The sequence below is a fragment of the Streptomyces sp. NK08204 genome (assembly GCF_020400585.1).
In the GTDB taxonomy this organism is placed as follows: domain Bacteria; phylum Actinomycetota; class Actinomycetes; order Streptomycetales; family Streptomycetaceae; genus Streptomyces.
Window position 1 is genome coordinate 118162 of record NZ_JAINVF010000004.1, and the last position, 12564, is coordinate 130725.

Annotated in this window: 12 protein-coding genes; 7 read left to right on the forward strand and 5 right to left on the reverse strand. The window is 71.5% G+C overall.

The features are described 5' to 3' along the window. Positions 1-10 precede the first annotated feature (10 nt). Positions 11-1510, reverse strand: coding sequence for a lipopolysaccharide assembly protein LapB (locus tag K7G59_RS08335; RefSeq protein ID WP_225831730.1), 1500 nt, complete (start codon positions 1508-1510; stop codon positions 11-13). A 91-nt stretch (positions 1511-1601) separates the two neighbouring features. On the opposite strand from K7G59_RS08335, the gene K7G59_RS08340 reads away from it, so the two are divergent. Further along, complete coding sequence (locus K7G59_RS08340; RefSeq protein ID WP_225831732.1) at positions 1602-3023, forward strand: FAD-binding oxidoreductase; 1422 nt, start codon at positions 1602-1604, stop codon at positions 3021-3023. Positions 3024-3040: 17 nt separating this feature from the next. On the opposite strand, the gene K7G59_RS08345 is transcribed toward K7G59_RS08340, so the two are convergent. After that, entirely contained in the window at positions 3041-3454 is a 414-nt protein-coding gene (locus K7G59_RS08345; RefSeq protein ID WP_225831734.1) for an SsgA family sporulation/cell division regulator, read from the reverse strand. A gap of 234 nt (positions 3455-3688) precedes the next feature. Between K7G59_RS08345 and K7G59_RS08350 the strand changes: the two genes are divergently transcribed. Continuing rightward, complete coding sequence (locus K7G59_RS08350) at positions 3689-5038, forward strand: RDD family protein (RefSeq protein WP_225831736.1); 1350 nt, start codon at positions 3689-3691, stop codon at positions 5036-5038. A gap of 82 nt (positions 5039-5120) precedes the next feature. Next, positions 5121-5819: an RDD family protein gene (locus K7G59_RS08355; RefSeq protein WP_225831738.1), complete on the forward strand. Its 699-nt coding sequence runs from the start codon at positions 5121-5123 to the stop codon at positions 5817-5819. Positions 5820-5837: 18 nt separating this feature from the next. Here K7G59_RS08355 and K7G59_RS08360 read toward each other — a convergent pair whose 3' ends face one another. Then, positions 5838-6074 carry a hypothetical protein gene (locus tag K7G59_RS08360; protein ID WP_225831740.1) on the reverse strand — a complete coding sequence of 79 codons (237 nt, stop codon included), beginning with the start codon at positions 6072-6074 and terminating at the stop codon, positions 5838-5840. A gap of 376 nt (positions 6075-6450) precedes the next feature. Here K7G59_RS08360 and K7G59_RS08365 point away from each other — a divergent pair, with 376 nt between their 5' ends. Continuing rightward, on the forward strand, positions 6451-8799 hold the full coding sequence (locus tag K7G59_RS08365; RefSeq protein WP_225831742.1) for an immune inhibitor A domain-containing protein: 2349 nt from the start codon (positions 6451-6453) through the stop codon (positions 8797-8799). A gap of 120 nt (positions 8800-8919) precedes the next feature. Continuing rightward, entirely contained in the window at positions 8920-9252 is a 333-nt protein-coding gene (locus K7G59_RS08370; RefSeq protein ID WP_225831744.1) for a hypothetical protein, read from the forward strand. A 214-nt stretch (positions 9253-9466) separates the two neighbouring features. On the opposite strand, the gene K7G59_RS08375 is transcribed toward K7G59_RS08370, so the two are convergent. Next, complete coding sequence (locus K7G59_RS08375; protein ID WP_225831746.1) at positions 9467-10060, reverse strand: nicotinamidase; 594 nt, start codon at positions 10058-10060, stop codon at positions 9467-9469. Between the two features lie 91 nt (positions 10061-10151). After that, positions 10152-11498 carry a nicotinate phosphoribosyltransferase gene (locus K7G59_RS08380; RefSeq protein ID WP_225831748.1) on the reverse strand — a complete coding sequence of 449 codons (1347 nt, stop codon included), beginning with the start codon at positions 11496-11498 and terminating at the stop codon, positions 10152-10154. A 56-nt stretch (positions 11499-11554) separates the two neighbouring features. On the opposite strand from K7G59_RS08380, the gene clpS reads away from it, so the two are divergent. Together clpS and K7G59_RS08390 are read left to right on the forward strand one after the other, a co-directional pair. Then, complete coding sequence (gene clpS, locus K7G59_RS08385) at positions 11555-11872, forward strand: ATP-dependent Clp protease adapter ClpS (RefSeq protein ID WP_225832243.1); 318 nt, start codon at positions 11555-11557, stop codon at positions 11870-11872. A gap of 30 nt (positions 11873-11902) precedes the next feature. Beyond that, positions 11903-12508, forward strand: a complete 606-nt coding sequence (locus tag K7G59_RS08390) for a DUF2017 domain-containing protein (protein WP_225831749.1) — start codon at positions 11903-11905, stop codon at positions 12506-12508. The last annotated feature ends 56 nt before the right edge of the window (positions 12509-12564 follow it).

A 12564-nucleotide genomic window follows, 5' to 3' on the forward strand; every position in this document is an offset into this window, starting at 1 on the left:
CCCAGAGGTCTCAGGGCTTCCGGGAGGCCGGGGGCAGGGGCTCATCCGGTACGTCCCCCAGCCCCCGCAGCGCCGCCCGCGCGGCGGGCACCCGCAGAGGCGAGAAGTACGGACTGATCCGCAGCGCCTCCTGCAGATGCCGCCGCGCGGGCGCCGTCAGCCCCAGATCCTTCTCGATCATCCCCCGGTGGAAGGCGTACAGGGCGCTGCGCACCCCGCCGCCCTTCGCCTTGTCCGTCGCGGCAGAGGCGTACGTCAGCGCCTCCTCGTCGGCGCCGGACATGTGCAGCGCCCAGCCGAGCGCGTCGGCCACCTCGATGCCCGGCTGGCGCCGCCACTCCGCCCGCAACCGCGTCACCGCCTCCCGCGCCCTGCCGTGGTCCGCCTCGAACCGCCCGGTCAGCAGTTCCTCGTCGACCCCGGCCGCCACCGCCTGCCGGATCTGGTCCCGCAGCTGCTCGTACTGGCCCCGGGCGGCCCCGTCCCTGCCCAGCGACTGGTACAACTCGCCCAGCTCCAGGGTGACGTCCGGGCTCGGATGCTTCTCCTGGGCCCGCTGGTACGCACTCAGCGCCCGCGCCGTACGGCCCAGCGCCGCCAGCGCCCGCCCCTGCCCGGCCCACGCCGTCCGCCGGCCGGGGTCGAGGCGTACGGCCGCCCCGAAGTGCCGCAGTGCGTCCTCGCGGTCGCCCCGCTCCCACGCCAGCTGCCCGACCCCGGCCAGATAGGCGGCCTGCTCGGCGGGCGTACCGGCGGCTGCCGCGGCCTCGGTCAGCTGTGCCACCGCGTCCTCGCGCCAGCCCTGGTCCCGGTACACCGCCGAGGCCCGCGCCATCACCGCGGGCCGTGCCGCCGCTGCGGGGCGCAGCGCCAGCAGCTTGTCGAGGGTCTGCCGGGCCGCCTTGTAGTCACCGAGCCCGGTGTAGGCGTCGAGCAGCGGCGGATACGCCGTCCACCGCTTCGGCGCCAGCTTCAGCGCCTGCTCGCCGTATCGTTTCGCCGCCGGGAAGTCCCGGCGCGCGTTCGCCAGCGCGGCCAACCCGTCCAGGACCGCCGCGTCCTTGCCGCCGGCCAGCCGCAGGGATGTACGCAGGGCCCGTTCGGCCCTCGGATAGTCCGCCACGTCGGCCGTCCCGCGTCCCCGCTCCACATAGGCGGCCCCCAGCACCGCCCACGCCCGCGCGTCCCGCGGCCGGGCCCGCACCCTGCTCTCCTGCCGCCCGATCAGCGCCGTCACCTCGTGCGGCGCGGCCGGCCTCCCGGAGGTGACCGCCGTCAGCGCCTGTGCCTGTGCCTGTGCCTGCGCGCCCGCGGCCGGCGGCCTCGCCCGGCGCGGCCCGTGCGACGACGACGGCAGCAACAGCAGCAGCACGACCGCCGCGGCGGCACCCGCCAGCAGGACGGCCGTCACGGCCGTCAGCAGCCGTCGCGGCCACCGCCGGCGCGGCCCGGACGCCTCGGCCACCAGGGACCTGCCCGCCTCGGACGGCCCGTACGGTCGGTTCTCCATGCCGCTCACTGTGCGACAACATGATGAGCGGGCCCGGGCGGCCCAAGGGCGCGGCCGACGGGTTCACACCGATGGCCCCGGGTGCGACGCTGTGATCATGAGCCGCATCGAAGCGCCCAGCGACCAAGCGCCCCGCGAGCAGGCGGCCGGCAACCTCACCGACCGGCTCCTGGCCGGTCTGCCCGCCGAGGCCGTCCTCACCGACCCCGACATCACCGCCTCCTACGCCCACGACATGGCGAGCTTCTGCCCGGCCGGCGCCCCGGCCGTGGTCGTGCTGCCGCGCACCGTCGAACAGGTCCAGCACGTCATGCGCACCGCCACCGAGCTGCGCGTCCCCGTCGTCCCGCAGGGCGCCCGCACCGGCCTGTCCGGCGGCGCCAACGCCACCGACGGCTGCATCGTGCTGTCCCTCACCAGGATGGACCGCATCCTGGAGATCAGCCCCGTCGACCGGATCGCCGTCGTCGAACCGGGCGTCGTCAACGCCGCCCTCTCCCGCGCCGTCGGGGAACACGGCCTGTACTACCCGCCGGACCCCTCCAGTTGGGAGACCTGCACCATCGGCGGCAACATCGGCACGGCCTCCGGCGGCCTGTGCTGCGTCAAGTACGGGGTGACCGCCGAGTACGTCCTCGGCCTGGACGTGGTCCTCGCCGACGGCCGCCTGATGTCCACCGGCCGCCGCACCGCGAAGGGCGTCGCGGGCTACGACCTCACCCGCCTGTTCGTCGGCTCCGAGGGCTCGCTCGGCATCGTCGTCCGTGCCGTCCTCGCCCTGAAGCCCAAGCCGCCCCGGCAGCTGGTGTTGGCCGCCGAGTTCGCCTCCGCCGCCGACGCCTGCGCCGCCGTCTGCCGGATCATGGAGGGCGGTCATGTGCCGTCCCTCCTCGAACTGATGGACCGTACGACGGTCAAGGCCGTCAACGACCTCGCGCGCATGGGGCTGCCCGAGACCACCGAGGCACTGCTGCTGGCCGCCTTCGACACCCCGGACCCCGCCGCCGACCTCGCCGCCGTCGGCGCGCTGTGCGAGGCCGCCGGTGCCACCCAGGTCGTCCCCGCCGAGGACGCCGCCGAGTCCGAACTGCTCCTCCAGGCCCGGCGGCTCTCGCTGACCGCGCTGGAGGCGGTCAAGGGCACGACGATGATCGACGACGTGTGCGTGCCCCGCTCGAAGCTCGCCGCGATGCTCGACGGGGTCGAGCGCATCGCCGCGAAGTACGACCTGACCATCGGGGTGTGCGCGCACGCGGGCGACGGCAACACGCACCCCACCGTCTGCTTCGACGCCCGCGAACCCGACGAGTCCCGCCGGGCCCGCGAGTCCTTCGACGAGATCATGTCCCTCGGTCTGGAACTCGGCGGCACCATCACCGGCGAACACGGCGTCGGCGTCTTGAAGAAGGAGTGGCTGGCCCGGGAGATCGGCCCCGTAGGGGTGGAGATGCAGCGGGCCGTGAAACAGGCCTTCGACCCGCTGGGCATCCTCAACCCGGGCAAGCTCTTCTGACTCCACGGGTACGGCCCTCACCGGGCGAGCAGCTGGTCGAGCGCGTCGTCGATGCCCAGCTGCCCGCCCTCGGCCCCCGGGGGCACCACCCGCAGCGTCCGCTCCAGCCAGGCCGACACCTGGGCGGCCGGCGCCTCCAGCAGGGCGTCGCCGTCGGGTGAACTGAGCGCCATCAGCACGACGCCGCGGCCCTCGACCTTGGTCGGCCACACCCGCACGTCCCCGTGCCCGCACGGCCGGAACACGCCCTCCACCAGGAGGTCACGGGCGAACGTCCAGTCGACGGGGTGTTCGGAGTTGATGTGGAAGGTGATGTGGACGGCGTACGGGTCTTCGGAGCGGTAGCTGAGCAGCGCCGGGACCGGGACGCTGCGCTCCGGCGACAGAACAAGCTTCAGCTCCAGCTCCCGCTCCACCACGGTGTGATGCATGACCTGCGATTCCTTTCCGTTCAGGGCCGCTCGGGCGGGCCCGCACCAGCAGAGAGAGGGGAGGGGCACGGCCATTACGCGGGTTCGGGGAAATTTTTTTCGCGGACCTGCGAGATCCGTGCACGGCGTTACCCGGAAAGGAGTGGGTCCGGCGGGACTGGCGCTGAGGGCTGCCCCGGTCTGATAGATGTGGAGGCCCCCATCCCACCCCCGAGCAGATACGGGACGACGGACATGAGCGCCCCAACCCCGGCCCCAGGTGACGACCGGCCCCGCGAGGGCTACTACCCGGACCCGTCCATCCCCGGCTACGTCCGTTACTGGAACGGTGCCTCCTGGGTGCCCGGCACCAGCCGCCCCGCGCCGAAGGACGGCGAGCCGCTCACCCCGCCGCCCGGCGTGCGCCCCGCGGCCCCGGCGGTGGAGGAGACGGGGCCGCACTTCTTCGACGAGGACCCGCAGCCGGAGCCCGCCGGGCGAGAGACCCCGGGTTCCGCGGAGTCCGCCGGCCGTGCCGCCCCCTGGGCCACCGACCCTCGCGTGCCCATGGACACCCCGGCCCGCGAGGAGGGCACCACCCCCGACTCCGGCGGCACGTTCGTCTTCCGCCGCCCGCCGGTGTCCCCGCCGGAGGACGGCACGATGACCTTCCGCAGGCCGGAGCCGGGCCCCGGCCCGCACGGGGGAGCACCGGGCGGCGGCACCCAGGGGCCGACGGGGGCGTCCTCCGCGGGGGCGCAGGGGAAGGCGGCGCAGGCTGCCGTGGCTCCCTCCGTGCCGCACCAGGGCGGGCCGCAGCTCAGCGGGCCTCAGCAGGGGGGCGTGCCGCAGCAGGGCGTACCGCACCAGGGCGGCCCTCGGCTCAGCGGGCCGCAGCAGGGCGTACCGCAGCAGGGCATGCAGCCGCAGGGCGCGTCGGCGCAGTCGGTGGTGCCGCAGGCCGCTGCCCCCGTCTCACCGGTGACCACCGGTCCCGGTGGCGGTCAGACCTCCTGGGCGCAGCAGGTGCACCAGCTGGCCGGTGCCGGGGACGAGCAGCCGGTGGCGCCGTGGAAGCCGCCGGTGGAGGACCCGTTCCAGGCCGCCGCGCGCCGGCAGGCCGCCGCGCGCCCGGCGGGACTGGGCAGGCGTCTGGCCGCCCGGCTGATCGACAGCCTGGTCGTCGGTGCCGTCACCGCCGCCGCCGCGGTCCCGCTCGGAGTCAGGGCCGCAGACCACGTCCAGCAGAAGATCGACCAGGCGAAGCAGTCCGGCCACACCGTCACCGTCTGGCTGCTCGACGGCACGACCGGCGCGAGCCTCGGCATCGTCCTCGCCGTCCTCCTCGTCTTCGGTGCCCTCTACGAGGCGCTGCCCACGGCCAAGTGGGGCCGCACGCTCGGCAAGAAGCTGTGCGGCCTCGAGGTGCGGGACATCGAGGGGCACGAGCCCCCGTCCTTCGGTCTCGCCCTGCGCCGCTGGCTGGTCTACAGCGTCCCCGGTCTGCTCGGCATCGGGCTCGTCGGTGTTCTGTGGTGCCTGTTCGACCGTCCCTGGCACCAGTGCTGGCACGACAAGGCGGCCCACACCTTCGTCGCGGGCTGAGGCAGGCAGCGGCCGAACGCCCCGTACCCCGTACGGCCGTCCGCCAGGTGCGGAGCCGGGGCGTTCGCGGTCCACTCGGGCCATGAGCAGCGAACCGCCCCACGGCTCCGCACCGCAGCCTCCGGAAGACGATCCGTTCAAGAAGCGGCCCCCGTCGGACCAGGGGGCGGGCTCGCCGTACGACACGCCGTACGGAGGCCAGCAACCCCCCTCCGGCGGAGGCCAGCAGCCTCCCTACGGCGGCGGACCCTACGGCGGCGGACCCTACGGCGGCGGACCCTACGGCGGCGGACCCTACGACGCCGGCGGCTACCCCACCGACCCCCTGGCCGGGATGCCCCCGCTCGCCGACAGCGGCAAGCGCACCCTCGCACGCATCATCGACATGATCCTCGTCGGTATCGTCGTCTGGCTGCTCACCTGGGCGTTCGGGGTCCGCGAGTACCAGGTCAACGGCGATCGCGCCGAGGTCGCCAGGTCGTTCGCGCAGTCCTTCGTCGCGGCCGTCCTCTACGTCGGCTACGACACCTTCATGATCTCCAAGTCGGGTCAGACCCTCGGCAAGAAGTGGCTCAACATGCGTGTGGCGAACCTGGACAACGGCGCCACCCCCTCCGTGCAGACCGCGCTGATCCGCTCCCTGGTGCTGTGGGTGCCCTTCGCCTTCTGCTGCGCCTGCATCTGGACCGCGATCGCGGGCGGCTGGAGCTATTTCGACAAGCCCTACAAACAGGGCCTGCACGACAAGGCGGCCAAGACGGTGGTGGTCAGCACGAGTTGACCCGCAAGCGCCGACGGGTCAGAGCGTCGTCGGGACCCGTTCCTCGCCGGCCGGGGCCTCTGCCGGCGCCTCGGCCGTGCGCGTTCTCGGCAGTGAGGCCGTCATGGCGACCAGCACGCCCAGCGCGAGCGCGGCGAGGGCGACGACGGTGATGCCGACGGGTGAACTCGTCTGGGACAGCAGCAGCATGGCGAGCGTCGAGAAGACCACGGTGCAGGAACCGTAGGCGATCTGTGCGGCGGTCGGACGAGGCATGGCAATCGTGTCCTCGGAAGGTTTCGGCAGCAGGTGCGGGGGGCGGGTGCCAATCAACTCTTCTTGGCGTGCATGCCCGAGCCGGACGCCCGGTAAGCCTGACCTAACCCAGGGTACAGGTGCACGGGGGGCGCACGGAGTCACCGGGTCCGGCAAGCAGACGGACTCCTGCGCTCGTCGAGCGAGACACAAGGCTGTTCGTAAAGCGAACCCCGGCTCCGCATAGTGCACTTGTCCTGCCCAAGTCAAGATCTGTCTTTTCTTCTAAACGTCTAGTCAAATGACGTCACTTGAACACGCGCACTCACGCGCGCGCGGACACCTCCGATGACCAGGACCCTCCCGTCCGTGCGCGCCGCGCGGGGGAGGAACTCAAGTGACCAGCAGAAACTGGACGTTCAGAGCTGCCGCGATCGGCGTGACCCTCGCCGCGGCCTCCGCGACCTTCACGACCTTCGCCGTCGCGGAGGCGGGCGCCACCGCCCGGTCCGCCGCGAACCGGCACGACCCGGCCCCGGTCAAGCAGCAGTCGCACGACCTCGACGGCCCGATGAGCAAGACCCAGCGGGCCCAGCGCCAGGAGGCGCTGAACCAGCTCATATCGGGCAAGGCCAAGGCGCAGGAGCGCAACGGCTCGACGGTCGTCCAGCTCAAGGGCCGCAAGGGGGACAGCAAGTACGTCGAGCTGGGCCGTGAGAAGACCGACAAGATCTTCACGATCCTGGTGGAGTTCGGCGACCAGAGCGACCCCAAGTACGGCGGAACCCCCGGCCCCCTGCACAACACGATCCCGGCTCCGGACCGCACCAAGGACAACAGCACGGCCTGGCAGGCCGACTACGACAAGCAGCATTACCAGGACCTCTACTTCGGCACCGGCAGCAAGACGCAGTCGCTGAAGAAGTACTACGAGAAGCAGTCCTCGGGCCGCTACTCGGTCGACGGCGAGGTCAGCGACTGGGTCAAGGTCCCCTACAACGAGGCCCGTTACGGCAACAACGCCTGCGGCTCCACCAACTGCCCGAGCGTGTGGAACGTCGTCAGCGACGGCCTGAACGCCTGGGTCGCCCAGCAGAAGGCGGCCGGCAAGTCCGACGCCGACATCAGGGCGGACCTGGCCAAGTACGACCAGTGGGACCGCTACGACCACGACGGCGACGGCAACTTCAACGAGCCCGACGGCTACGTCGACCACTTCCAGATCGTGCACGCCGGCGAGGACGAGTCCGCGGGCGGCGGCGCCCAGGGCAAGGACGCGATCTGGGCACACCGCTGGTACGCCTTCGGCACCGACGCCGGCGCCACCGGCCCCGAGGGCAACAAGCTCGGCGGTGCGCAGGTCGGCGACACCGGTGTCTGGGTCGGCGACTACACCATCCAGCCGGAGAACGGCGGCCTCGGTGTCTTCGCCCACGAGTACGGGCACGACCTGGGCCTGCCGGACGAGTACGACACCAACGGCGGCGAGAACTCCACCGGCTTCTGGACGCTGATGTCCTCCGGCTCCTGGCTGGGCACCGGCAAGGAGTCCATCGGTGACCTGCCCGGCGACATGAACGCCTGGGACAAGCTCCAGCTGGGCTGGCTGAACTACGACACCGCCAAGGCCGGCATCAGGTCCTGGCACAAGCTGGGCCTCGCCGAGTACAACACCAAGTACCGTCAGGCGCTGGTCGTCAACCTGCCCGACAAGGCGGTCCAGACCGACGTCGTCACCCCCGCGCAGGGCTCGACCCAGTGGTGGAGCGGCAGCGGTGACAACCTCAAGAACACGCTGACCCGTTCCGTCGACCTGACCGGCAAGTCCTCGGCCACGCTGAGCCTGGACGGCTGGTACGACATCGAGAACGGCTACGACTACCTGTACACCGAGGTGTCGACCGACGGCGGCGCCAACTGGACCGCCCTGGACGGCACGGTGGACGGCCAGGCCGTCCCGCGCGACGGCTCGGGCAAGCCGGCCCTGACCGGCACGGTCGACGGCTACAAGAAGCTGTCGTACTCGCTGGACGCCTACGCGGGCAAGAAGATCGACGTCCGTTTCCGCTACCAGACCGACGGCGGCGTGGCCCAGAAGGGCTTCGCGGCGGACGAGATCACGGTGACGGCGGACGGTACGCCCGTCTTCTCCGACAACGCGGAGTCGGCGGACGTCGGCTGGACCGCTTCCGGCTTCTCCCGCATCGGCGCGTCCTTCACCAAGGACTACAAGCAGTACTACATCGCCGAGAACCGCCAGTACGTGTCCTTCGACCGGACGCTGAAGACCGGCCCGTACAACTTCGGCTTCTCGACGACCCGTCCGGACTGGGTGGAGCACTACCCGTACCAGAACGGCCTGCTGATCTGGAAGTGGGACACCTCCCAGGCGGACGACAACACCAAGGACCACCCGGGCACCGGTCTGATCCTGCCGGTGGACGCCCACTGGAAGGCCCTGAAGTGGGCCGACGGCACGCTGCTGCGCAACCGGATCCAGGCCTTCGACTCGCCGTTCAGCCTGGAGGCCACGGACGCGATCACGCTGCACAGGGCCGACGTCGCGACCACCATCCCGGCGCGCAAGGGTGTGTCGGTCTTCAACGACCACACCCACACCTACTGGGACCCGGCGAACCCGACCGCCGGCGTCAAGATCACTGACACCAACACCAAGGTCAAGATCCTCAAGCAGGGCCTGAACGGCTCCACGATCGAGCTGGAAGTCGGCCCCGCGGTGAACTAAGCGGACATTCCCAGGTCAGAAGCGCATCGGCGGCATCCCCTTGGCGGGGTGCCGCCGGTCGTGTTTAGGTGCGTCCTATGGCTCTCTTATCGACATCGACCGAAACGGGGATGTGACCGCATGGCCGTAGGAGGCTTCAGCAAGCTGCCGAGCGGCACGGTGGTGGTGGCACTCAACCTGCCGCACGTCGCCGACGGCTCGACCGGGGTACGGGTGCTCGTGCACGCCCAGAACCGGGCCCGGGCCCTGACCAGGCTCCGCAACCTGGGCCTGCGCGCGATCTACCTGCGCGGTAACGCCGCCCCACCGACCCCGGACGAGATCACGGCGGTCCTGCACCACCCCGACGGCCTGATATGGCGCACGGCACCCGGCAACGGCGTCGCGGTGACCGAGCTGTGGCACCCGATCAGAGCGCTTCTCCGCAGCTCAGCGGTGGTGCAACAGAGCTGAGCGCGGCGCCGGACCCACCGGCGGGCCCCGTGAAGCCCTAGGGCGTGTTTCGAAAGTCCCGTCTGGCTCGCGACGCCTGGCACGGCACCTCGCCGCGTTGTCGGGATCGTCCGCGTACGCCCAGTACGCGGACGACCCTCCGCCTTGCGATGCACCGCACCAGACGCCGCGGGCCCCGCCCTTCGGGCGGACGACGCTACTTTCGAAACACGCCCTAGCCGCTCACGACGGGCTTGCCGGTGAGTTCGACGCCCGCCTCCCTCAGTTCCTCCAGGGCCCGCTCGGTCGTCTCCGGGGCGACGCCCGCCGTGAGGTCCAGCAGCACATGCGTCCGCAAGCCCTCTCTCACGGCGTCCAGCGCGGTGGCGCGTACACAGTGGTCCGTGGCGATGCCCACCACGTCCACCTCGGTGATTCCCCGCTCGCGCAGCCAGTCGGCCAGCAGGACCCCGTTCTCGTCCCTGCCCTCGAAGCCGCTGTACGCGGCCGAGTACGCGCCCTTGTCGAACACCGCGTCCACCGCGCCGGACGCCACGGCGGGGGCGAAGTTCGGGTGGAAGCCGACGCCCTCCGTGCCCGCGACGCAGTGCGCGGGCCAGGAGCGGGCGTAGTCGGGGTTGTCGGCGAAGTGCCCGCCCGGCGCGATGTGGTGGTCGCGGGTGGCCACCACGTGCCGGTAGCCGGAGCCGGCCGCCTGCCCTATCAGCTCGGTGATCGCGGCCGCCACGTCGGCTCCGCCGCTGACCGCGAGGCTGCCCCCTTCGCAGAAGTCGTTCTGCACATCTACGACGATCAAGGCGCGGCGCATGGTGGTGTCCTTCGACTGAGGTGGAATATCTGAGCCTAGAGACTTCGGGGCCGGTACGGGAGACGGCGTCGGCTGCGGGCAATGTCCCGCTTTAGCTACCCGAGCGTCCGTGGACGTACTCCGTCGGGATGACGGGTTCCCCGCGCGAGAGCTGCGTGGCGGACAGCGGCAGGTTCGCGCGCGCGGCGATGTGGCGCTCGCGCGGCACGTCCAGCGGCTCGCGGGCGACGACCTCACCGCTCTTGACCAGCTCCACCAGCAGCTGCCGGTCGGCCAGCTCGGCCGGCACCGCGCCGGTGCCCACGACCTCGGCCTCCGCCACCCCGTCCGCGTCCAGCCGGCGGGCCGCCCACTTGCGGCCACCGAGGGAGGTCTTGCCGCCGGCGGCCTTCTTCGCGACCGGCACCAGCGGCGCCCCGGGGTCGGCGGACCCGGCGCGGGCGACCAGCTTGTAGACCATCGAGCAGGTCGGGTTCCCGGAGCCCGTCACCAGCTGGGTGCCGACGCCGTACGCGTCCACGGGCGCTGCCGCCAGCGACGCGATGGCGTACTCGTCCAGGTCCGAGGTCACGACGATCCTGGTGCTGCGGGCGCCCAGCTCGTCCAGCTGCTGGCGCACCCGGTGCGCCACCAGCAGCAGGTCGCCCGAGTCGATACGGACCGCGCCCAGCTCCGGTCCGGCCACCTCCACCGCCGTACGGACGGCCTCGGCGACGTCATAGGTGTCCACCAGCAGGGTCGTGCCCCGGCCGAGCGAGTTCACCTGGGCCTGGAAGGCGTCCCGCTCCCGGTCGTGCAGCAGGGTGAAGGCGTGCGCGGAGGTGCCGACGGTCGGGATGCCGTAGCGGAAGCCGGCCGCCAGGTCGGAGGTGGTGGCGAAGCCGCCGACGTACGCGGCCCGCGCGGCGGCCACGGCGGCCAGCTCGTGGGTGCGCCGGGCACCCATCTCGATCAGCTGCCGGTCGCCCGCGGCCGAGGCCATGCGGGAGGCGGCGGCGGCGATCGCGGAGTCGTGGTTGAGGATGGACAGGATCACGGTCTCCAGCAGCACGCACTCGGCGAAGGTGCCCTCCACCCGCATGACCGGCGAGCCGGGGAAGTACACCTCGCCCTCGGGGTAGCCCCAGATGTCACCGCTGAAGCGGTAGCCGGCGAGCCACTCCAGGGTCTCCTCGTCGACGATCTTCCGGTCGCTCAGGAACGTGAGGACGCCGTTGTCGAAGCGGAAGTTCTCCACCGCGTCCAGGACACGCCCGGTGCCCGCGACCACGCCGTAGCGGCGCCCGTCGGGCAGGCGCCGGGTGAAGACCTCGAACACGCTCCGCCGTTCGGCCGTACCGGCCCGGAGGGCGGCCTGGAGCATGGTCAGCTCGTACTGGTCCGTGAAGAGCGCCGTCGAGGGAACATCCACCGGCAGCCCAAGGTCCGCTGTGTTCATGACCAGGATGCTACCCCCATTTCGTCAGTGTGACGATTTTCGCCCGCCGTGGCAGCATGGGCTGTGTGACGTCACCCGCGCCCCTAGAGATCGAACGCACCGAGTCGGCGGAGGAGGCCTTCGCCGTACCCGAGCCCGACGTCCCGTGGTTGACGATCGTCCACAACGATCCGGTCAACCTGATGAGCTACGTGACCTATGTCTTCCAGACGTACTTCGGCTACACCAAGGACAAGGCCACCAAGCTCATGCTCGATGTCCACCACAAGGGCCGGGCGGTCGTCTCCAGTGGCACGCGCGAGGAGATGGAGCGCGACGTCCAGGCGATGCACGGCTATGGCCTGTGGGCCACCCTCCAGCAGGACCGCAAGTAGCCAGTAGTCCGCCAAGCAGCGAAAGACCCCATGCCCGGAACCTTCGAACCGCTCCCCGGCGGCGGCGCGGCCGTCGCGCTCGACGAGGTCGAGATCTCCATCATCCGCTCGCTGGCCGTCCAGCTCCTGGAGCTCATCGGCCCCGGACCCGCCGAGGACGCCCCCGCCGACCCGCTCGCCGAGCTGTTCGCCGAGGGGCCGAGCGAGCCGCCCGCCGACCCCGTCCTGCGCAGGCTCTTCCCGGACGCCTACAGCGACCCGGAGCGGGTGCCCGACTCGCCGGGCCAGGCCGAGGAGCAGCAGGCGCACTCCGCGGAGTTCCGTCGCTACACCGAGAACGATCTCAGGGCCGGCAAGCGGGACAACGCGCTCGCGGTGATCCGCAGCCTCGACGCGCTCACCCCGGCCGGTGACGGCGGGGCGGTGCTCCAGTTGAGCCCGCAGGAGTCCCGGCAGTGGCTGGGCGCCCTCAACGACCTGCGCCTGGCCATCGGCACCCGGCTGGAGATCACCGACGAGGACGACACCGATCTGCTCTACCGGCTCCCGGACGAGGACCCGCGCAAGCCGATGGTGATGGCCTATCTGTGGCTGGGCGGGCTGCAGGAAACCCTGGTGACGACCCTTATGCCCTGATACGGGCACGAAAGTGTTCGCTCAGCGGACGCTCAAATCCGGATAACGATCCCATC

What these genes read in the sequence shown, in the direction of transcription:
- K7G59_RS08345 (WP_225831734.1), bottom strand. Translation starts at nt 3,454, where the DNA reads ATGCATCACACCGTGGTGGAGCGGGAGCTGGAGCTGAAGCTTGTTCTG.
- K7G59_RS08390 (WP_225831749.1), top strand. Translation starts at nt 11,903, where the DNA reads ATGCCCGGAACCTTCGAACCGCTCCCCGGCGGCGGCGCGGCCGTCGCG.
- K7G59_RS08360 (WP_225831740.1), bottom strand. Translation starts at nt 6,074, where the DNA reads ATGCCTCGTCCGACCGCCGCACAGATCGCCTACGGTTCCTGCACCGTG.
- K7G59_RS08375 (WP_225831746.1), bottom strand. Translation starts at nt 10,060, where the DNA reads ATGCGCCGCGCCTTGATCGTCGTAGATGTGCAGAACGACTTCTGCGAA.
- K7G59_RS08350 (WP_225831736.1), top strand. Translation starts at nt 3,689, where the DNA reads ATGAGCGCCCCAACCCCGGCCCCAGGTGACGACCGGCCCCGCGAGGGC.
- K7G59_RS08355 (WP_225831738.1), top strand. Translation starts at nt 5,121, where the DNA reads ATGAGCAGCGAACCGCCCCACGGCTCCGCACCGCAGCCTCCGGAAGAC.
- K7G59_RS08335 (WP_225831730.1), bottom strand. Translation starts at nt 1,510, where the DNA reads ATGGAGAACCGACCGTACGGGCCGTCCGAGGCGGGCAGGTCCCTGGTG.
- K7G59_RS08370 (WP_225831744.1), top strand. Translation starts at nt 8,920, where the DNA reads ATGGCCGTAGGAGGCTTCAGCAAGCTGCCGAGCGGCACGGTGGTGGTG.
- K7G59_RS08380 (WP_225831748.1), bottom strand. Translation starts at nt 11,498, where the DNA reads ATGAACACAGCGGACCTTGGGCTGCCGGTGGATGTTCCCTCGACGGCG.
- clpS (WP_225832243.1), top strand. Translation starts at nt 11,555, where the DNA reads ATGGGCTGTGTGACGTCACCCGCGCCCCTAGAGATCGAACGCACCGAG.